The sequence below is a fragment of the Devosia sp. 1566 genome, from assembly GCF_004005995.1.
Taxonomy (GTDB): Bacteria; Pseudomonadota; Alphaproteobacteria; order Rhizobiales; family Devosiaceae; genus Devosia.
In genome coordinates this window covers 3512501-3532376 of record NZ_CP034767.1, presented here as the reverse complement: position 1 = coordinate 3532376, position 19876 = coordinate 3512501, and the positions used below count along the sequence as shown (strand labels likewise).

The window sequence follows — 19876 nt, the reverse complement described above, 5'->3', positions numbered from 1 at the left end:
CGCAGCGTTGGAGTTGAAAGGGTCGGCGCCAGCGCCGGCCCTTTTTTGTTTAGGCAGCTATTTTCCCCCAGCGAGGACGTCGCGGAGCTTGGTCGTCGCACTGCCGGGTTTGAGCGGCTGTTGCTGGGACGCGTGCGGAGCCCAACCGGAAAGCCAGATGATTTCAAGCGTCGCCCGGATCCGGCCGTCCGGGTCGGCATCACGGCTGGCATAAGCTTCGGCCGCTGCAGCCAAAAGGGTTCTGGTGGCGGGCAGGCGGGAGCGATCGGCAAGGGGGTTGCTGGCACCAAGGCTCTTGAGCTCGGCCATCAGGGCCAAGGCATGGGGGTAGCGCACAATGTGGGTTTCCACATCGGCGACGGGCAAGGCCAGCCCGGCCCGCTGCAACAATGCTCCGGCATCACGCACCTGGACGAACGGCGCTACTCGGGCAGAGGCGCCGCCCTGCACGCTGGCGTCAGCCGACAAAAAGGCTTCGCGCAACTCGGTCAGGGTTTCCCCGCCCAGCGCGGCAGCCAGCAGCAAGCCATCGGGCGCCAGCTTGGCCCGCAGGCGCGCGAGATAGCCGGGCACGTCGTTGACGCATTGCAGATGCAGCAGTGAAACGATCAGGTCGTAGTTGTCCCCCTCTATTTCGGGCAACTCTCCGACTGATGTGAAAGCAGGCAAGCGCTGGAAGGAAAAACTGCCATGCCCGCTTTGCCCGAACGCTGGGAGCTTGCCAGGATCTGGACCGATGATGAGGGCCCGGCTGAACGGGCGCAGCAGTGTCGCCAGGCGATCCTCCAGGTCACCCAGAACCAAAGTGGTGACGAAGTCCGGTTCGGTGCTGTTCCGGCGATCCAGATGCAGACGGATCAGCCCTGGGTCAAAAATCTGCGGAGGCGCTTGCATGGAGGGTCTTGCAGCCGGAGCGGGAAGGGGCACTACTAGCCTATATGGAGAGCCAGGAGCCCAGTGTCAAAAGCCAATGGCTGGCGCGAGGTGCCGTTGCCGGCATGCGTTGGCTCGGCCTTGCCGTGCTGGATCAGCTCTACCCGCCCGTTTGCCTGCGATGCGAAGCGCCAACGGCGCACAGCGATGGCCTTTGTGCAGGATGCTTTGCCCAACTGCGCCCGATCAGCGCGCCGCTTTGCCCGCGGCTCGGAATTCCGTTTGAGTTTTCCCTCGGCGCCGACGCCGTTTCAGCCGAAGCGCTCGCCGACCCCCCACCCTTTGAGCGAGCCCGTGCAGCGGTAGTCTATAACGAGGTGGCGCGCACGCTGATATCGCGCCTCAAATATCGTGACCGGCCGGAGTTGGCAAAATTCTGCGCGCGGCTGATGGCAAGTGCCGGGCACGAACTCTGGGCGGGGAAGCCAGCGGTGCTGGTGCCGGTGCCGCTGCATCGGCGGCGCCAGCGCGAGCGGCGCTATAATCAATCCGCAGAGATGGCGCTGCACTTGTCGCGGCTCACCGGCGTTGTAGCTGATCTCAGCCTTGTCAGCCGCATCAAGCCGACGCGCCAACAGGTGGGCCTATCCAGCACTGGGCGGCAACGCAACGTCCAGGGGGCATTTGCCGTTCATCCAGACCTGCCGGTCCGGCTCGCGGGACGCCGTGTGGTGCTGGTGGATGATGTTTATACCACCGGAGCCACGACCAAAGCGGTTACGCGGGTCTTGCTGCGCGCCGGGGTCGAGCAGGTGGATGTGATCACCTTCGCACGCGTTGTTGTTGGCGAGGAAGAGCCCATATAAGGGTGACAGAAACTATTCTAGGAGCCAGAGCCCATGGCCAAGATTGAAATTTATACCACCCCGACCTGCCCGTATTGCCACGCTGCCAAGTCGCTGCTGCGTGAAAAGGGCGCCGAGTTCACCGAGATCACGGTGCTCGATCCCGACCTGCGCGCCAAGATGACCGAGCGGGCGCATGGCCGCCGGACCGTGCCGCAGATCTTTATCGGGGAAACCCATGTGGGCGGCTATGACGATATGGCCGCGCTCGATCGTCAAGGCGGCCTCGATCCTCTGCTGGCCCAGTGATCATGAAAATTGCCGCCATTCAGATGCAGTCCGGGCTTGACCCGGATGCCAATCTTGCTGCGCTCGAACCGCTTCTGTCCGAGGCGGTTCAGGCCGGTGCGCAATATGCACTGACACCGGAAGTCACGCTGATCTTTCCCGAAAGCCGGGATCAACTGCGTTCAGTGGCTGCGCCCTATGAGGGCCACCCGCAACTAGCACGCGTGGGCGAATTGGCGCGCAAGCACGCCATTCATGTTCATATCGGCTCGCTGCCCATTCCGCTTGAGGATGGACGCTTTGCCAATCGCTCAGTGCTGTTCAGCCCGGATGGCAAGGTGGTGGCGCAATACGACAAGATCCATCTCTTTGACGCCGACATCGCGGGGCTCAATGCCTATCGCGAAAGCGCTACCTACAAGGGGGGCGAGCAGGCGGTGACGGCGCCGCTGGGCGAGTTTACGCTCGGCTTTTCGATCTGCTACGATATGCGCTTTCCCCGGCTCTACAATACGCTGGCCAATGCCGGGGCCAATCTGCTCGCCGTGCCGGCAGCCTTTACGGTGCCAACCGGGCAAGCCCACTGGGAAGTGCTGCTGCGGGCTCGCGCCATCGAAACCGGCTCCTATGTTATTTCCGCCGCGCAAGGTGGACAGCACGAGAATGGACGCGCCACTTACGGGCACTCGATGATCATCGATCCATGGGGCAAGATCCTCGTAGAACTGGCGCATGACCAGCCGGGCGTCGCAGTAGCCGAGATCGCGCTTGAGCAGGTCGAGGACGCGCGCCGTCGCGTTCCGGCGCTGCAGAACGCCCGGGACTTTGTTGTCGGCAGCGGATTGCCCGCGGCCGCCGCTAACCTATATCCTTGAACGAAAGGGCCGCATTTCTGCGGGCCAGGAACCAGCATTGATCCAGTATTCTCTTCAGTGTGAACAGGGCCATCAGTTTGAGGCCTGGTTCAAGAGCGCGGCTGCCTTTGATCAGCAGCAGGAGCGCGGCATTGTCGGCTGCGCCGTTTGTGGATCCACCCAAGTTGCCAAGGCGCTGATGGCGCCCGCGGTGTCCCGTGCGGGCAGCGACAAAGTCGCGGTGTCGAGCATGCACCCCGATATGGTGCGCTTCAGGGAGATGCTGCGCCAGTTCCGGCAGAAGGTGACGAGCGAAGCCGACTATGTGGGCGATCGCTTTGCCGAGGAAGCGCGCAAGATTCACTTCGAGGAAGTCGAGCCGCGCGGGATTTATGGAGAGGCGACGCGCGAGGAAGTCATCAGCCTGCATGAAGAGGGTATCGAGTTCATGCCGCTGCCTGAGTTGCCCGAAGAACAGAACTAGGTCGCGCCTGGCTGCGTTGTCGATCAGCCGCGCAATTCGGGCGCGCCATACCGGCGCAGCGACAACGGAGATCACAACATGACTAGACTCGACGCAGCCCAATCGGGCAGCTTTGCCATTGGCGGAGACCTCGAGGTCAATCGCTTGGGCTTTGGCGCCATGCGCATCACCGGCCAGGGGATCTGGGGCCCGCCCGAGGATCCGCAGGAGGCAAAGGCAACCTTGCGGCGACTGCCCGAGATCGGCGTCAACTTCATCGATACGGCCGAAAGCTACGGGCCCTATATCAGCGAGGAGTTGATCGGAGAGGTGCTGGCGCCCTATGATAAGGGTACGATCGTGGCGACCAAGAGCGGCTTGACCCGCACCGGCCCAGATGTCTGGCCGCCACTCGGCCGGCCCGAGTTCTTGCGACAGGGCGCGATTTTGAGCCTGCGCCGCCTGAAGGTCGAGGTCATCGATCTGTGGCAGTTGCACCGCATTGACGCCAAGGTCCCCAGCGCCGACCAGTTCGGCGAGATCGCCAAGCTGCAACAGGAAGGCATCATCCGGCATGCCGGCTTGAGCGAAGTCAGCGTGGCGCAGATCAAGGAAGCCCAGCAGTACTTCAAGGTCGCGACAGTCCAGAACCACTACAACTTTGCCAACCGGCAGAGTGAGGAGGTGCTGGAATATTGCGAAGCCAACGGCATCGGCTTTATCCCCTGGTACCCCCTGGCGGGCGGCAAGCTTGTTGAGGGCAATCCGCAGACCCGCGCGATCATTGAAAAGCATGGCGCCTCCGCCAGCCAGATTGCTTTGGCCTGGCTGTTGAAGCGCTCGCCGGTAATGCTGCCCATTCCGGGCACCGGCAAGGTCAAGCATCTCGAGGATAATGTAGCCGCCGCGTCGATCCAGCTCAGCGACGAGGATTACGCCACACTCGACGCGGTGGGCAAAGGCAAGTAGCGCTCGCGCCGCTGTCGCATTCAAGCCTTCGCTCCCACAAGGGGCGGGGGCTTTTTGCTGTCGATGTGGGGGAATTAAGCGGTTCGATGGGGAGGGTGGAATCCCCGCCATCGAACCTGACCAAACAGCCCTCTTGGCAGAAGACTGGATGGCTGGGGGGGTGTTAGCACCGGGGGCGCAGCCTTGTCACCCTAAATTCATGATCCCGGCGGCGCTGGGTCGAAATCCACAGGCGCGATAGAAGGCCTTGAGGTGGGGCTCGAAATCGGCATGAAGCCATTCGGCCCCACGATCTTTGGCGAGGGCGATTGCCTGCCGCATCAATTCGCTGCCGATGCCGCGGCGTTGAACATCAGGATCGGTACAAAGATCGAGGATAAACGCGTGAATGCCGCCATCCCAGGCGATGTTGACAAAGCCGATGAGCCGATCTTGCTCGAAAGCGCCGAGATGGCCGAGGCTGCGTTGCAGGATCGGCGCGAAAGGCCGTGTGGGCGGCGCGGACCAGGCGCGCCGCCAGAGCTGATCAAATTCTGCCTCGTTCGGAAAGGGATCGATCCGGTACTGCGGCAAGGCAGGGCGCCTTAGTCCATCAGCTTGTTGATGGCGTCTACGTCCCGGACGGCACCCTTTGAGGCGGAAGTCACGAAGGCCGCATAGGCCTTGAGGGCGGTGGACACTTTACGCTTGCGCGGCTGGGCCGGCCTCCAGCCGAGCTTATCCTGCTCGACGCGGCGGGCCGCCAGTTCGGCATCGCTCACCAGCACATTGACCGTGCGGTTTGGGATGTCGATCTCGATCATGTCGCCTTCGCGAACCAGCCCGATCGCGCCGCCTTCGGCAGCTTCAGGCGAGGCGTGGCCGATGGAGAGCCCCGACGTGCCACCCGAGAAGCGCCCATCGGTCAAGAGGGCGCAGGCTTTGCCGAGCCCCTTGGACTTGAGATAGCTCGTTGGGTAGAGCATTTCCTGCATGCCCGGGCCGCCACGGGGACCTTCGTAGCGGATGACGATGACGTCGCCCTCGCGGATCTCGTTGGACAGGATCGCCTTGACGGTCATGTCCTGGGACTCAAACACCCGGGCCGGCCCGGTGAACTTGAGGATGGACTCGTCCACGCCAGCGGTTTTGACGATGCAGCCATCAAGGGCGATATTGCCCTTGAGCACGGCCAGGCCGCCATCCTTGGAGAAGGCGTTTTCTGCCGAGCGGATCACGCCGTTCTGGCGATCAAGATCGAGTTCAGTCCAGCGATTGGCCTGCGAGAAAGCCTGGGTGGTGCGCACGCCGCCCGGTGCGGCCAGGAAGAAGTTGCGCACGGCATCGGAATTGGTGCGCGAGATATCCCATTTGTCGAGCGCATCGCCCATGGTCGCAGCATGCACCGTGGGTTCGCTGCGGTTGATGAGGCCGGCGCGGTCGAGCTGGCCCAGAATGGCGAAGATCCCACCGGCGCGGTGCACGTCTTCCATGTGCACATCGCTCTTGGCCGGCGCCACCTTGGACAGCACCGGCACCTTGCGCGACAAGTTGTCGATGTCGTCCATGGTGAAATCCACGCCTCCCTCATGAGCGGCGGCTAGGATGTGGAGCACGGTATTGGTGGAGCCGCCCATGGCGATGTCGAGCGACATGGCGTTGGCGAAGGCTTCCTTGGTCGCGATCGAGCGGGGCAGCACCGTTTCGTCGTCTTGCTCGTAATAGCGGCGGGCGAGATCGACAATGAGATGGCCCGCTTCCTGGAAGAGGCGCTTGCGGTCCGCATGGGTGGCGAGCGTCGAGCCGTTACCTGGGAGGGACAGACCCAGCGCTTCGGTCAGGCAGTTCATGGAATTGGCCGTGAACATGCCCGAGCAGGAGCCGCAGGTGGGGCAGGCGGCTTCTTCGACGGCCTGTACTTCCTCGTCGCTATAGTGATCGTCGGCAGCCATCACCATGGCGTCGACCAGGTCAAGCGCCTGCAGCTTCCCCTTGAGCATGGCCTTGCCCGCTTCCATCGGCCCGCCCGACACAAAGACCACGGGGATGTTGAGGCGCATGGCGGCATTGAGCATGCCGGGCGTGATCTTGTCGCAATTGGAGATGCAGACCATGGCGTCCGCGCAGTGGGCGTTGACCATGTATTCGACGGAGTCGGCGATGATGTCGCGGCTGGGCAGGGAATACAGCATGCCGTCATGGCCCATGGCGATGCCGTCATCCACCGCGATGGTGTTGAATTCCTTGGCGACGCCGCCGGCTGCCTCGATCTCACGAGCCACCAATTGGCCGAGGTCCTTGAGGTGGACGTGACCGGGCACGAACTGGGTGAAGCTGTTGACAACGGCAATGATGGGCTTGCCGAAGTCGCCATCCTTCATGCCCGTCGCGCGCCAAAGGCCGCGGGCGCCGGCCATGTTGCGGCCATGGGTAGTCGTGCGTGAGCGGTAAGCGGGCATGATCACGGTCCTCGGAAAGCTGCGCCGGCGCGTCTAATCCCGGCGGTTTTCCGCTTCATAGACCCATTCCAAGGCGGGATCAAGGTGAACCGTACCGTACGGTACGGCTCTGGATGTGGCTGCCGGGAGGCGGTTGAGGTGGGAGGAGGTCTAGTTGGTGATGCGGGTGATCGCCCAGTAGGTCTCGTCGCAGGACTCGTCAGTGCAGATGTTGGCCATCCACAGCACGCCATCGCCGAACCCGACGCCCTCGCTGGTGACGATCAGATCGGCGTAATCCTGACTAGCGAGAGCGCTGCGGGTATCTTCACTGATCAGCCTATCGAAGTTGTCCACCAGGTCCTCGGGCGCAAAGATGTCGTAGAGTTCGCCATTGGCAGCGATCTCGAACGGGTAGTTAGCCAAATCAGCAAGGGTTTGCGCCGGATCCCCCACCAGAAATGCTTCCTGTAGCGTGGCGAATGCCTCGCCAAAGCCTTCCGCATCACCCTGAATCGTTTCGATCCTCTCGAACACGGCTTCCTCGCTTTGGGCGAACGCCGGTACGGCCAGCAGCAAAGTCAGTGCCAAAGCAGAGAAGGCTGAAGCGGCGCGCATATGAAGCCTCTAGGTAAATTCAAACAATCATCGAGAACTTCCTGCGAAGCTAGGCCGGGCGTTCGGCAAGGATCATGTAGTTGATGCCCATGTCCCGCGAGCGGCGCCATTCATCGCCAATTGGATGATAAACCACGCCGGTCTCGGCGGTGACGCGCAAGCCATTGCGGACCAGCAGGATGCGAATCTCCTCGGGCGTCAGGAATTTCTTCCAGTCATGGGTGCCCCGCGGCAGCCAGCCCAGCACATATTCGGCGCCGAATACGGCAAGCGCATAAGCGCGCGCGGTGCGATTGATGGTGGCCGTCAGCATCATGCCACCGGGGCGGACCAGGTCGGCGCAGCTCTTCATATAGAGCGGCACATTGTCGACATGCTCGACCACTTCCATGTTGAGCACCATGTCGAAGCTCTCGCCTTGCGCGGCGAGAGCCTCGCTGGTGGTGGCGCGATAATCGATGTCGAGGCCGGATTGCTCGGCATGCAGCCGGGCAATGGCAATGTTGCGCTCGGCAGCATCAATACCTGTCACCGCGGCGCCCAGCCGCGCCAGGGGCTCGCAAAGGAGACCGCCGCCACAGCCGACATCGAGAATGCGCAGCCCCTCGAAGGGGCGAACAGAGGTGCCATCCCGGCCGAAATGGGAGAGCCCGTGCTCGCGGATAAAGCCCAATCGTACCGGATTGAACTTGTGGATGGGCTTGAACTTGCCAGCCGGGTTCCACCATTCCTCGGCCATCGCGGTAAACTTGGCGACCTCGGCATTGTTGATGGTGGTGTCGGTCATGGCTGGCTCCGCTTTGGCGCCCATATGGCCTCGGGAAGATGGCGGAGGCAAGACCGGACGCTTCTTGGCGCGTGGGAGACCCATCCAAGCTTGCCCCCATTCCCGGGGCGGGGGCGGCAGGACGGGATGTGCGTAGTTGATTGCTTCGCCCCTTTGTGGCATGTCGGCCCCCGATCAGAAGCGTACCGCCGGGTTCGGCACAGTCTCGGGGATCTCATTGGCCCGCATCGTCGTAAAGTTCGGTGGCACATCAGTTGCCAATGTGGAGCGCATTCGCCAGGCCGCTCGCCACGTCAAGCGTGAGGTGGAAGCCGGCAACCAGGTCTGCGTTGTAGTCTCGGCTATGTCGGGCAAGACCAATGAGCTGGTGGGCTGGGTTAGCGAGGCCTCGAAACTCCACGATGCGCGTGAATATGATGCCGTCGTGGCCTCGGGCGAGCAGGTGACCGCAGGGTTGATGGCCATTGTGCTCGCGGAAATGGGCATTCCCTCGCGCTCATTTGCTGGCTGGCAGGTGCCGATCCAGACTGATGACGCGCATGGCGCTGCCCGTATTGTAGGGATCGACCCAACGCGCCTCGAGTCCTATCTGGCCGACGGGGTCGTGCCGGTGATCACCGGCTTCCAGGGTATTTCCCCGCGCGGCCGGATTACGACACTTGGGCGGGGTGGCTCGGATACCAGTGCGGTCGCCGTAGCTGCTGCGGTGAAGGCCGATCGCTGTGATATCTATACCGATGTGGACGGTGTTTACACAACCGATCCACGCATCGTGCCCAAAGCGCAGCGCCTGTCCAAGATCTCGTTTGAAGAGATGCTGGAGATGGCCTCGCTCGGCGCCAAGGTGTTGATGATCCGCTCGGTCGAGATGGCCATGGCGCACAAGGTGCCGCTCCTGGTCCGCTCCACTTTCGATGACCCCGATGCGCCCCAGTTGGCGCCCGATGGCACGCCGGGGGTGCCAGGCACGCTTGTTTGCGATGAGGATGAGATAGTGGAAAAGCAGATCGTTTCGGGCGTGACGCTCGCCAAGGCCGAAGCCAAGATTACCCTGCGCGATGTCAAGGATCATCCGGGCGTGGCTGCGGCCATTTTCGGCGCCCTGGCCGATGCGGGGATTGTCGTCGACATGATCGTCCAGAACATTTCTGACGATGGCGCGACCACCGACATCACCTTCACCGTTCCCGACAGCGAATATGACAAGGCGCTCAAGACGCTCGAAAATGCCGGCGAGCGGATCGCCTATGCCAAGGTTTCTGGCTCCAAGGGCAGCGCCAAGATCTCGGTGATCGGAGTTGGCATGCGCTCCCATGCGGGCGTGGCTTCGTCGATGTTCAAGGCCCTGGCCGACAAGGGCATCAACATCCAGCTCATCACCACATCGGAAATCAAGACCTCGGTGTTGATCGACGAGCAATATGCCGAGCTTGCGGTTCGGGCGCTCCATACGTATTACGGATTGGACAAGAAGGACGCCTGAGGCCACGGAGGAGGCCTTGGCCGCTCCTGTACAAGAGGGGCGGCTTGGGCCGTCGGGCTGATATGGGCAATTCGATTGGCGGGCCACGCGTGCTGCTGCGGCAATTGCGCGCCTGCATGGCCGAGCCGCTCGGCAGCCAGGAGCGCCTCGACAAGATTGTTTCCCTGATCGCTGAAAACATGCGGGCCGATGTGTGCTCGTTCTATGTTCTGCGCGACGACGGCGCGCTTGAGCTGTTTGCCACCAAGGGACTGGCACCCGAATCGGTTCACATGACCACGCTTCGGCTTGGCGAGGGCCTTGTGGGGTTGATTGCCGCCCAGGCCGAGCCCCTCAGCCTTGATGACGCCCCCAGCCATCCCGGCTTTGCTTATCGCCCCGAAACGGGGGAAGATCCCTATTACGCCTTCTTGGGCGTTCCCGTGCTTCGGGCGGGCCAGACCTTGGGGGTACTGGTCGTTCAGAATGCTGAGCGCCGCCACTACGGCGAAGACGAGACCGAGGCGATGCTCACCACGGCCACGATCCTGGCCGAAATGATTGCTACTTCCGATTTCGACAATCTGATCAAGCCAGGATCAGATATCGATCTGAGGCGGCCGCGCATGTTCACCGGAGTGAGTCTGACCGAAGGGGTGGCCCTAGGCACCGTGGTGTTGCACGACCCCCGGGTGGTGGTGACCAACTTCATCGCCGAAGACACCGAGCAGGAGCAGCGGCGCCTCGAGCATGCGCTTGAGCAGATGCGCGTTTCGATCGATGCGATGCTGGATCATGGCGACATGCAGCCGAGCTCGGATCATCGCGAAATTCTCGAAACCTACCGCATGTTCGCCAATGACCGTGGGTGGGTGCATCGTTTGTCCGAAGCCATCGACAATGGCTTGTCCGCGGAGGCGGCGGTGGAGCGGGTGCAGAACGATACCCGCGCGCGGATGATGCGCCAGACTGATCCCTATATCCGCGATCGCCTGCATGACCTCGATGATCTGGCTAACCGCTTGCTGCGGGTGCTGACCGGGGATGGACCCGCGATGGGGGGCAAGGAGTTGCCCGACAATGCCATCCTAGTTGCGCGCAATATGGGTCCCGCCGAGCTGCTGGAATATGACCGCACCAAGTTGCGGGGCCTTGTGCTCGAAGAGGGCGGCGCTACCGCCCATGTGGCAATTGTCGCCCGCTCGCTAGGGATGGTGGCGGTTGGGCAGGCGCAATCGATCGTGTCCATGTGTGAAACGGGCGATGACATCATCATCGATGGCCCAGCTGGCGCTGTGTATCTCCGGCCCACGCCCGATATCGAGCAGGCCTATATCGACAAGGTTCGGGTGTCGGCTCGCCGACGCGCCCATTATGCCGCGCTACGCGACAAGCCCTCGATTACGAGGGATGGCGTTGAGATCACCCTTTTGCACAATTCGGGGCTGGTGGCTGACCTGCCGATGCTCGATGAGACCGGCGCTGCCGGGGTAGGGCTGTTCCGGACCGAGCTGCAATTCATGATCGCGTCCAAGCTGCCGCGATTGCACGAGCAGGTGGAGCTTTATTCGCAGGCCATGGCGATTGCCGGCGAGCGGCCGGTGGTGTTCCGGCTCCTCGATATCGGGGGCGACAAGGTCATTCCCTATATGCGCTCCATGGCCGAGGAAAACCCGGCCATGGGCTATCGCTCGATCCGATTGGGATTGGACCGGCCCGGCTTGCTGCGCACCCAGGTTCGGGCGCTGCTGTTGGCAGCGGATGGGCGGCCGCTCAAGATCTTGGTGCCGATGGTGACCGAGACCTTCGAGTTTCGCCAGGTGCGGCTCGTCGTTCATCGCGAGATTGATCGGCTGCGTCGCGCGGGAAAGCCAACGCCGTCGCGCCTTGAGCTCGGGGCCATGGTTGAGGTGCCCTCCCTGTTGTTCGAACTGGACCAATTGCTCCCCGAAGCCGACTTCGTCTCGATTGGCTCCAATGACCTGGTACAATTTCTGACTGCTTCCGACCGGGGGAATCCCCGTGTCGCCAAGAACTATGATCCTGTCGGGCTGCCGCGGCTGCGGGCGATCCGCACGGTGGTGGACGCGGCCCGTCGGCACAATATTCCGGTGACCATGTGTGGCGAGCTGGCCGGAAAACCGGTGGAAGCGCTGGCGCTTATGGCGATCGGCATGACGCGGCTGTCCATGGGCCCGGCGTCGATCGGGCCGATCAAGGAACTGGTGCTCAATCTTGATCTCAAGCCAATCCGCATGTCGGTTGCGGCAGCCCTAAGTGACGGTGCAGAAGGGATTGTGATCCGCGACCTCATCAAGGAGTGGATCGACAAGCAGAACCTGCCGGTGTAACGGGCAGGTTCTCGCCACTAGCCGCGGATTACCATGCCTTCTCTTCCCCAGGACAAGCTCGACGCGCTCGAAACGCGGTTCCAGTATGTGGAAGCGGCCCTTTCGGGCGGCGCGGGACCGGACGAGTTCGTCAAGTTCTCCAAAGAGCATGCGGAACTCGCGCCCATCGTGGGCGAGATCACCGCCTATAAGAAAGCCCTCAAGGACTTGGCGGAAGCGCGCGAGCTTGCCCGGTCCGGCGACAAGGACATGGCCGAAATGGCCGAGGCCGAGATCGGCCCGCTCGAAGAGCGGATCGAAGAGCTGTTTCAAGCCATCCGAGTTTTGCTGCTGCCCAAGGACGAGGCAGACGAAAAATCCGTTATCCTCGAAATTCGCGGTGGCACCGGGGGCGACGAAGCGGCGCTGTTCGCCGGCGATCTGTTCCGCATGTATGAGCGCTATGCAGCCGGCCACGGGTGGAAGGTGACCATCATGGAAGAAAGCCCGGGGGAAGCGGGCGGCTTCAAGGAAATCATCGCCAATATCAGTGGCAAGGGCGTTTATGCGCGCATGAAATTCGAAAGCGGCGTGCACCGCGTCCAGCGCGTGCCGGCCACGGAAGGCTCAGGACGCATCCATACGTCGGCCGCTACGGTTGCAGTTCTGCCGGAAGTCGAGGACATCGATATCGACATTCGCGCCGAGGACATCCGCATTGACACGATGCGCGCTTCAGGCGCTGGCGGCCAGCACGTCAACACCACGGACTCGGCGGTTCGTATTACCCATCTGCCCACCGGTTTGGTGGTTACTTCCGCGATGAAGAGCCAGCATCAGAACCGCGCGCAGGCCATGATCGTGCTCCGCTCGCGCCTTTACGAGATGCAGCGCGAAGAGCGCGACAGCGCCCGTTCCGCTGAGCGCAAAGGGCAGGTGGGGTCGGGTGACCGCTCCGAGCGCATCCGCACCTATAACTTTCCGCAGGGTCGCGTAACCGATCACCGGATCAACCTTACACTTTATAAGCTAGACAAGATCCTGGCCGGCGAAGCCCTGGACGAGTTGATCGAAGCCTTGATCACCGAGAACCAGGCCGGACAACTGGCGGCGCTCGAGGACAACAGCTGAGCGCCTCCCCGACAGTCGGCACGCTTTGGCGCCAGTGGCGTGACCTCCTGGCTGCTGCAGGGATGGACAACGCGCAAATCGATGCCAAGCTGCTGGTGGGATGGGTACTAAATCTTTCCGCCCTCAACCTCGCGACACGCGAGCGAGAGCCTGTGGCGCCGGAGGATGTTGCGCGCGTTGGGGCGGTGATGGAGCGGCGACTTGCCGGAGAGCCTGTTGGCCGGATCATGGGCGAACGCGAGTTCTATGGCCTCGTTTTCCGTCTCAACCGCGCGACCCTTGAGCCACGGGCCGACACTGAGTTGCTGGTGGATCTGGCGCTTGGGCTTTTGCCCGTGAACGGCACCATATTGGACCTTGGCACCGGAACCGGCTGCATCCCCATTGCCGTACTGCATACCCGGCCTGATGCGAGAGGCACGGCGATTGACCTTAGCCCCGAGGCGCTCGAGGCCGCCCGCGGCAATGCAGAACGACATGGAGTGGCTGAGCGGCTTGATCTGCTGCAGGGCTCATGGTTCGAGCCACTGGCGGCAGCCAATCAAAACGGCAGGGGCAAGTTTGACCTCGTTGTATCCAACCCGCCCTATATCGAAACAGCTGAATTAGCCAAGCTCTCGCGCGAAGTACGTGAGCATGACCCTGTTCTGGCATTGGACGGAGGGCATGACGGCCTGACACCGTACCCGATCCTTGCGGCGGGGGCGCAGGACTGGCTGAAGCCGGGCGGTAATTTGCTGCTGGAAATCGGCTCCACTCAGGGAGAAGCTGTCGCGCAAATATTGCGCAGCGCCGGCTATGTTGACGTTGCCGTTCACAAGGATCTGGCCGGGCTTGATCGTGTGGTAAGCGGGCACCATCTAGGTGATAAGCCCAGCACGGCTCTGTGACGGCGCAAATTAGCGCTGGCAAATACGGGGCAAACAGGCTAGCTTATTGGTGTTGTCAGTGGCGCATCATGGGCGCCGCGGCGATAGCCACCTGATCATTGTAGCTGCAGGGCGCAGCGCGGTTCCAGCGGATTGCTGGAGCGACGCATGGTGAACCAGGGTCAATGGCGCCGCCGCTTGACGGCTTTCGGTTTTCATGAAGCCAGATGAACCCCCAAAGACGAAGCTTGGGCTTCAACGGGGACTTGGCCTGACCTGGCGCAGCCGGTCCGCCATGAATGTGACGCTTAACTTTTAGAGTTAGAACAGCGACCAATGAGACCCAACAACAATCAGAATAACAACAAGAACCGTCCGCGCGGCCGCAATGGTGGGCGCAAGCATGTGAATCCCCTCTCTCGTAACTTCGAGAGCACGGGACCGGACGTAAAGGTGCGCGGCAACGCGGCCCATATCGCGGAAAAATACATGCAGCTAGCTCGTGACGCGCAGTCGTCTGGCGACTCGGTCATGGCGGAAAACTATCTCCAGCATGCCGAGCATTACTTCCGCATCGTAGCGGCAGCACAGCAGCAGAGCAGCTTCCGCCCCGACCAGCAGGGCCAGGAAAGCGACGATTACGACGACGATATGCCCGAGATCAACTCGCGCTTTTCCTCGCCCCAGCCGGCACAGCCTCAGCAGGTCGAGAACGAAGACGCACCCGAAACCGGTGAACGCCAAGACCGGCCCGAACGCCAGGAACGGGCAGAGCGCCCCGAGCGACAGGAGCGGGGGGAACGCCAGGAACGGGGTGATCGTCCTGATCGTCAGCAGCGCCAGCGCCGGCCTGAGAATGTGGAGCGGACTGAGCCGGCAATTGAGCCAGCCGCGACGGTTGCGAGCGAGACCCCTACCGAAGAGCCGGCAGCGCCCGTTGTGGCTCAAGAAAACGAAGGCGAGGCGCGTAAGCCGCGTGAACGCCGGCCGCGCCGCCGCCGGCCAGTCGGTGGAGATGCGGGAGCTGAGGCCTCGGGCGGCGCCGAAGAAGGCAGCGTCGGGGAACTCCCCGCGTTTCTGACCGGCGGAACGCCAACGCCTGCTGAGTAAGGCGCATTAAGATCAAAAGGCCGGGTTTTTACCCGGCCTTTTTATTTGACCGTGATGAAGTGCATTAAGGCTCACTGATCCAAAGCCGCTCCCAAGCTTGCGCCTGCCCCTTTTTCCCGCCGCGGGCCTTCCTATATCCCTTGGTGAAATGGCGCTGCCCTCAGGGAGCCGGCGCACACTGACGTACGACGCTTCTTCTGGGCCAGGCTCCACCAGAGGAATGTCGGACGTTTAAGAGGAGAGTTGCATGAACATCGAGAAATATACCGAGCGGACACGTGGCTTTATCCAGAGCGCGCAGACCCTCGCGCTAGGCAGAGGCCACCAGCAGTTTACCCCCTTGCACTTGCTCAAGGTCTTGCTGGATGACGAAGAGGGAATGGCCACAGGTCTCATTGAGCGCGCCGGTGGCAACCCAAAATCGGCACGGGCAGGCGTTGAAGCAGCCCTGGCCAAAATCCCACAGGTTTCCGGTGATGCCGGACAGCTATATCTCAGCCGCGAGCTTGCTCGCGTTTTTGATACCGCAGAAAGCGCTGCCCAAAAGGCTGGCGACTCCTATGTGACCGTCGAGCGCCTGCTGCTCGCCTTGGTGGTGGAAAAAGACAATGAGGCGGGCAAGATCCTGTCCTCGGCCGGCGTCACGCCGCAGACCCTGAATGCCGCCATCGAGGAAATCCGCAAGGGCCGCACCGCTGACTCCGCCTCAGCGGAGAATGCCTATGAGGCGCTGAAGAAATATGCCCGTGATGTGACAGCGGATGTGCGCGAAGGCCGGCTCGATCCGGTGATCGGCCGTGACGAGGAGATCCGTCGCACGATCCAGGTCCTGAGCCGCCGGACCAAGAACAACCCGGTGCTGATTGGCGAACCCGGCGTGGGCAAGACCGCGATCGTGGAAGGCCTCGCCATTCGAATCGTCAATGGGGACGTGCCGGAGTCGCTAAAGAACAAATCGTTGATGTCGCTCGACATGGGTGCGCTGATTGCCGGCGCCAAATATCGCGGCGAGTTCGAGGAGCGCCTCAAGGGAGTGCTCAGTGAGGTAACCGCTGCGGAAGGCCAGATCGTCCTGTTCATCGACGAAATGCACACCCTGGTGGGCGCGGGCAAGGCCGATGGCGCGATGGACGCCTCCAACCTGCTCAAGCCCGCCTTGGCGCGTGGTGAACTGCACTGCATTGGCGCGACGACGCTCGATGAATACCGCAAGCATGTGGAAAAAGACGCCGCCCTCGCTCGCCGCTTCCAGCCCGTATTTGTGCACGAGCCCACCGTGGAGGACACGATCTCCATTCTGCGCGGGCTCAAGGAGAAATACGAGCTGCACCACGGCATTCGCATTTCGGACTCTGCCTTGGTGAGCGCGGCAACCTTGTCGAACCGCTATATAACCGATCGGTTCTTGCCTGATAAAGCCATCGACCTGATGGACGAGGCCGCCGCGCGCCTGCGCATGGCGGTGGATTCCAAGCCTGAGGCCCTCGACGAACTGGATCGGCGCATCATGCAGCTCAAGATCGAGCGGGAAGCGCTGCGCAAGGAAACGGATGATGCCTCTAAGCTGCGGCTTGAACGCCTCGAGCAGGAACTGAGTGGGCTGGAGGAACAGGCCCAAACGCTTTCGGCCAAGTGGCTGAGCGAAAAGGATCGGCTCCAGGTCTCCCAAAAGCTCAAGGAGGAGCTCGATAGTTCCCGCAGCCAACTCGAGATTGCCCAGCGTCAGGGTGACCTCGCCCGAGCAGGCGAGCTGGCCTATGGCGTTATTCCGGACCTGGAAAAGCGCATCAAGCTTGCCGAGGACAGCAATGGGGATGGCCAACCCGACGCCGTGATGGCTCAGGAGGTGGTGACCCCCAACCATATCGCGCAGGTCGTCTCTCGCTGGACCGGCATTCCGGTGGACCGGATGCTGGAAGGTGAACGCGAAAAGCTGCTGCATATGGAAGAAGCCCTGGGTGCTCGAGTGATCGGGCAGGCTGAAGCGGTGGCAGCCGTATCGCGGGCGGTACGCCGGGCTCGCGCCGGATTGCAGGATGCCAACCGGCCGATCGGCTCGTTCATGTTCCTCGGGCCGACCGGCGTGGGCAAAACCGAGCTGACCAAATCCCTGGCCCAGTTCCTGTTCGATGACGAAACTGCAATGGTTCGTCTAGACATGAGCGAGTTCATGGAAAAGCACTCGGTGGCGCGGTTGATCGGCGCTCCTCCGGGCTATGTCGGCTATGATGAAGGCGGGGTGCTAACCGAAGCCGTACGGCGCCGGCCATATCAGGTAATCCTGTTCGACGAGATCGAGAAGGCTCATGGCGATGTGTTCAACGTGCTGCTGCAGGTGCTCGATGACGGGCGCCTGACAGACGGGCAGGGCCGTACCGTGGATTTCCGCAACACGGTAATTATTCTCACCTCTAATATCGGAGCCGATATCCTGGTCAACGATCTGGAGGATGGCGATCCCGTCGACCTCGTTCGCGGCCGCGTGCTTGACCGGGTGAAGGATACCTTCAAGCCCGAGTTCCTCAACAGGCTGGACGAGATTCTGCTGTTCCATCGGCTGGGGCGCGAGCATATGGGCGCCATCGTCGATATCCAGTTCGCGCGGCTTAAGAAGCTTGTCAAGGACCGTGACATCGATATTGAGCTTACGCCGCGTGCTCGTGATTGGCTTGCTTGGGAAGGCTACGAGCCCGCCTATGGGGCGCGCCCATTGAAGCGGGTGATCCAGCGTGCCGTGCAAGATCCGTTAGCCGACGAAATTCTGGCTGGCCGGATCAATGATGGCGACCGGGTAGTGGTGGATGCGGATGATGAGGGTATTCACTTGCTGCCGGGCGGTGAACCCGCAACCGAAGCGGCCGCGTGAGCAGCCTAAGAGTGGTGAAGGCCGGTCGAGAGACCGGCCTTTGCGTTTGTCCCGGCTGCGACCATAATGGAAACTAAACGGGGGCCGCACGATGACCGACCACATCGACTACATCGAGTTTCCGACTTCCAATCGCGCCGCCACTACCGCCTTTTTTCAGGCGGCATTTGGGTGGGGCAGCCTGGCTTTTGGTTCTGATTATGCCGCGCTGCAAGATGCGGGGATCGAGGGTGGAGTGGATCAATCTCCCGAGCGCTCGGCCGCAACAATGGCGATTGTTCGCACCGATGATCTCGATGCGGCCGAAGCCCGAGTGCGGGCTGCGGGCGGAACCATCACCCGCGATCCTTTCGACTTTCCTGGCGGACGGCGCTTTCACTTCCGTGAACCGGGAGGCAATGAAATGGCCGTATGGGTCGTACGGCCGGAGTGAGGCGCCGCGTCGGCGGGATCAGTTCGCCGCTGCGACCGTCACCGGTGCCGGTTCACGCGCCATTAGATCGTTGATCTGGGCAATGGTCTGCTGGAACTCCGCTTCAAACTGGCTTGGGAGCGTATTTTCCCGGGGGAGCTTGACGCTGAGAGGGTCCACTAGATTGCCGTTGATCAGGATCTCGAAGTGCAAATGCGGCCCAGTGGAATTGCCGGTCGATCCGACATAGCCGATGACCTGTCCCTGGCGCACCCTCACGCCCGGCTTCATGCCATCGGCAAAGCGCGACATGTGGCCATAGGCGGTTTCATAGCCATTCACATGCTTGATCTCGACCTTGTTGCCATAGCCCGATTGCCATTTGGCATACTCGATAACGCCGTCGCCCGCCGCATAGATCGGGGTGCCCGAGCGGGCGGCAAGATCGACGCCGGTGTGCAGACGGCGGCTCTTGAAGATGGGGTGAACGCGATAACCAAAGCGCGACCGCAAGGTGCCGCCGCCTTCAAGCGGCCGGCGGGACAAGAAGCGCTTGCCGGTTTCTCCAGTGGGGTCATAAAAATCCACAACGCCGTCGCCCGTCATGAACCGGTAGAGCTGGCGCGTCGTGCTGCCGAGAGTGAGGCCGACATAAAGCAGTTCAGTGCGCCCTTCAGCGTCCGGCGCGCTCTTGAGGATCTCGATCCCGTCTCCTGCACTGATCTTCTTGTTCATGTCCACGTCATAGGCGAACATGCCAATGATGCGGGCAATCGTGGGGTCGTCCAGATCGTGCTTGCGGCCGGTTTCCCAGATCGAGCGGTAAACGCTGGGAAGGTTGGCGACGTTGATTTCTTCGGCGTCTTCCTCGGGAAACTCGACGAAATCCGGTTCGAGGCCCACGACATATTGGCCGGTATCGGTCAGCGCCACGGTGGCAATATGGGGGCTGACGCCTTCCTTGCCGCCGGCGGGGCGATATATGCTCATGCGATAGGGCACAAGGCTTTTAGACTCGCGCGTCAGCGGACCGTAAAGAATACGCAAGCGGATACCCGCCGGCATGCCCGAAGCGGGCACGAGGTTCTGCAGCGTGTTTTCAACCATGGCGATCTGCGTCGCGGTGAAGCCGTTCTTGGCCAGGGTGTCGCCGAGTGGGCCTTTTTCACGGATGGTCAGGAAACGTTCCGTGCGACCGAGCCCACCTTCCGATAACAAGACCGTCTTGGGCACGAGGGTGACGTTCTCGGCCACCCCGCTCAGCGTGCCGGGATCACTGGCGGCGCCGAGATCGCGCACCGAAGCACTTAGATTGGCATAGGCAAGGGTCGGGGAGCCTTCGTCAAAGAAGTTGGAACTGGCCACGGCGCGCACGAACTCGGCTGCTGCCTGATCATTGATGGCGCGGGGCGGTACAAAGGTAATGGGCATGGCTGCCAGCCTGACGGCCACTTCCCCCTCGACCTCGGCCCCATAGACATCGGTGTTGATTTCGGGAGCGTCGGTATCGGCAGTGATGGGCTGGGTGGCCTCGAGGATCGCGACTGGATCGTAATCGGGAACATCGGAAGACAGTGCGGTG

At 62.0% G+C, this 19876-nt stretch carries 18 protein-coding genes (1 of these 18 only partly in view); 12 read left to right on the top strand and 6 right to left on the bottom strand.

The genetic code is table 11. The features are described 5' to 3' along the window. Window positions 1–57: 57 nt before the first annotated feature. Window positions 58–894: an SAM-dependent methyltransferase gene (locus ELX51_RS16805; protein WP_127754577.1), complete on the bottom strand. Its 837-nt coding sequence runs from the start codon at window positions 892–894 to the stop codon at window positions 58–60. 8 nt (window positions 895–902) lie between these two features. Here ELX51_RS16805 and ELX51_RS16800 point away from each other — a divergent pair, with 8 nt between their 5' ends. From ELX51_RS16800 to ELX51_RS16780, 5 genes are all read left to right on the top strand, one after another. Continuing rightward, window positions 903–1739 (top strand): ComF family protein, encoded by an 837-nt coding sequence (locus ELX51_RS16800; RefSeq protein ID WP_248305162.1) that lies wholly within the window; start codon window positions 903–905, stop codon window positions 1737–1739. A 33-nt stretch (window positions 1740–1772) separates the two neighbouring features. After that, window positions 1773–2027, top strand: a complete 255-nt coding sequence (gene grxC, locus ELX51_RS16795; RefSeq protein WP_127754576.1) for a glutaredoxin 3 — start codon at window positions 1773–1775, stop codon at window positions 2025–2027. 2 nt (window positions 2028–2029) lie between these two features. Beyond that, on the top strand, window positions 2030–2881 hold the full coding sequence (locus ELX51_RS16790) for a carbon-nitrogen hydrolase family protein (protein WP_127754575.1): 852 nt from the start codon (window positions 2030–2032) through the stop codon (window positions 2879–2881). Window positions 2882–2918: 37 nt separating this feature from the next. After that, complete coding sequence (locus ELX51_RS16785) at window positions 2919–3344, top strand: DUF1178 family protein (RefSeq protein WP_127754574.1); 426 nt, start codon at window positions 2919–2921, stop codon at window positions 3342–3344. Between the two features lie 78 nt (window positions 3345–3422). Then, the gene (locus ELX51_RS16780; protein WP_127754573.1) at window positions 3423–4292 is read left to right on the top strand and encodes an aldo/keto reductase; all 870 of its coding nucleotides are present in this window, start codon (window positions 3423–3425) and stop codon (window positions 4290–4292) included. A 186-nt stretch (window positions 4293–4478) separates the two neighbouring features. On the opposite strand, the gene ELX51_RS16775 is transcribed toward ELX51_RS16780, so the two are convergent. The 4 genes from ELX51_RS16775 to ubiG form a co-directional block, all read right to left on the bottom strand. Further along, window positions 4479–4865 carry a GNAT family N-acetyltransferase gene (locus ELX51_RS16775; RefSeq protein WP_127754572.1) on the bottom strand — a complete coding sequence of 129 codons (387 nt, stop codon included), beginning with the start codon at window positions 4863–4865 and terminating at the stop codon, window positions 4479–4481. 11 nt (window positions 4866–4876) lie between these two features. Then, window positions 4877–6730: a dihydroxy-acid dehydratase gene (gene ilvD, locus ELX51_RS16770; RefSeq protein ID WP_127754571.1), complete on the bottom strand. Its 1854-nt coding sequence runs from the start codon at window positions 6728–6730 to the stop codon at window positions 4877–4879. A gap of 150 nt (window positions 6731–6880) precedes the next feature. Continuing rightward, window positions 6881–7327 carry a hypothetical protein gene (locus ELX51_RS16765; RefSeq protein WP_127754570.1) on the bottom strand — a complete coding sequence of 149 codons (447 nt, stop codon included), beginning with the start codon at window positions 7325–7327 and terminating at the stop codon, window positions 6881–6883. Between the two features lie 49 nt (window positions 7328–7376). Beyond that, window positions 7377–8114, bottom strand: a complete 738-nt coding sequence (ubiG, locus tag ELX51_RS16760) for a bifunctional 2-polyprenyl-6-hydroxyphenol methylase/3-demethylubiquinol 3-O-methyltransferase UbiG (RefSeq protein ID WP_127754569.1) — start codon at window positions 8112–8114, stop codon at window positions 7377–7379. Window positions 8115–8331: 217 nt separating this feature from the next. Between ubiG and ELX51_RS16755 the strand changes: the two genes are divergently transcribed. From ELX51_RS16755 to ELX51_RS16725, 7 genes are all read left to right on the top strand, one after another. Continuing rightward, window positions 8332–9597 (top strand): aspartate kinase, encoded by a 1266-nt coding sequence (locus ELX51_RS16755; RefSeq protein ID WP_127755349.1) that lies wholly within the window; start codon window positions 8332–8334, stop codon window positions 9595–9597. A 62-nt stretch (window positions 9598–9659) separates the two neighbouring features. Further along, window positions 9660–11927 carry a phosphoenolpyruvate--protein phosphotransferase gene (gene ptsP / locus ELX51_RS16750; RefSeq protein WP_127755348.1) on the top strand — a complete coding sequence of 756 codons (2268 nt, stop codon included), beginning with the start codon at window positions 9660–9662 and terminating at the stop codon, window positions 11925–11927. Window positions 11928–11960: 33 nt separating this feature from the next. Next, window positions 11961–13037 carry a peptide chain release factor 1 gene (gene prfA / locus ELX51_RS16745; RefSeq protein ID WP_127754568.1) on the top strand — a complete coding sequence of 359 codons (1077 nt, stop codon included), beginning with the start codon at window positions 11961–11963 and terminating at the stop codon, window positions 13035–13037. Next, window positions 13034–13927, top strand: coding sequence for a peptide chain release factor N(5)-glutamine methyltransferase (prmC, locus tag ELX51_RS16740; protein WP_282567589.1), 894 nt, complete (start codon window positions 13034–13036; stop codon window positions 13925–13927). The genes prfA and prmC overlap by 4 nt, the downstream gene beginning before the upstream one ends. A gap of 315 nt (window positions 13928–14242) precedes the next feature. After that, window positions 14243–15016 (top strand): DUF4167 domain-containing protein, encoded by a 774-nt coding sequence (locus tag ELX51_RS16735; RefSeq protein ID WP_127754566.1) that lies wholly within the window; start codon window positions 14243–14245, stop codon window positions 15014–15016. Window positions 15017–15263: 247 nt separating this feature from the next. Continuing rightward, window positions 15264–17882, top strand: a complete 2619-nt coding sequence (clpB, locus tag ELX51_RS16730; RefSeq protein ID WP_127754565.1) for an ATP-dependent chaperone ClpB — start codon at window positions 15264–15266, stop codon at window positions 17880–17882. 91 nt (window positions 17883–17973) lie between these two features. Next, window positions 17974–18315, top strand: a complete 342-nt coding sequence (locus ELX51_RS16725) for a VOC family protein (RefSeq protein ID WP_127754564.1) — start codon at window positions 17974–17976, stop codon at window positions 18313–18315. Window positions 18316–18333: 18 nt separating this feature from the next. Here the strand turns inward: ELX51_RS16725 and ELX51_RS16720 are convergent, their stop codons facing one another. Beyond that, window positions 18334–19876, bottom strand: the 3' portion of a protein-coding gene (locus tag ELX51_RS16720; protein ID WP_127754563.1) for a M23 family metallopeptidase. Its footprint extends 431 nt past the window's final position; 1543 of the gene's 1974 nt are visible here — the last part of the coding sequence; its start codon lies off the right edge, out of view; the stop codon is at window positions 18334–18336.

Excerpts from the sequence above, each read along its gene's own strand:
- ilvD (WP_127754571.1), bottom strand. The coding sequence starts at position 6,730 with ATGCCCGCTTACCGCTCACGCACGACTACCCATGGCCGCAACATGGCC.
- ELX51_RS16735 (WP_127754566.1), top strand. The coding sequence starts at position 14,243 with ATGAGACCCAACAACAATCAGAATAACAACAAGAACCGTCCGCGCGGC.
- ELX51_RS16790 (WP_127754575.1), top strand. The coding sequence starts at position 2,030 with ATGAAAATTGCCGCCATTCAGATGCAGTCCGGGCTTGACCCGGATGCC.
- grxC (WP_127754576.1), top strand. The coding sequence starts at position 1,773 with ATGGCCAAGATTGAAATTTATACCACCCCGACCTGCCCGTATTGCCAC.
- ELX51_RS16765 (WP_127754570.1), bottom strand. The coding sequence starts at position 7,327 with ATGCGCGCCGCTTCAGCCTTCTCTGCTTTGGCACTGACTTTGCTGCTG.
- clpB (WP_127754565.1), top strand. The coding sequence starts at position 15,264 with ATGAACATCGAGAAATATACCGAGCGGACACGTGGCTTTATCCAGAGC.
- prfA (WP_127754568.1), top strand. The coding sequence starts at position 11,961 with ATGCCTTCTCTTCCCCAGGACAAGCTCGACGCGCTCGAAACGCGGTTC.
- ELX51_RS16780 (WP_127754573.1), top strand. The coding sequence starts at position 3,423 with ATGACTAGACTCGACGCAGCCCAATCGGGCAGCTTTGCCATTGGCGGA.
- ELX51_RS16725 (WP_127754564.1), top strand. The coding sequence starts at position 17,974 with ATGACCGACCACATCGACTACATCGAGTTTCCGACTTCCAATCGCGCC.
- ubiG (WP_127754569.1), bottom strand. The coding sequence starts at position 8,114 with ATGACCGACACCACCATCAACAATGCCGAGGTCGCCAAGTTTACCGCG.
- ptsP (WP_127755348.1), top strand. The coding sequence starts at position 9,660 with ATGGGCAATTCGATTGGCGGGCCACGCGTGCTGCTGCGGCAATTGCGC.
- ELX51_RS16805 (WP_127754577.1), bottom strand. The coding sequence starts at position 894 with ATGCAAGCGCCTCCGCAGATTTTTGACCCAGGGCTGATCCGTCTGCAT.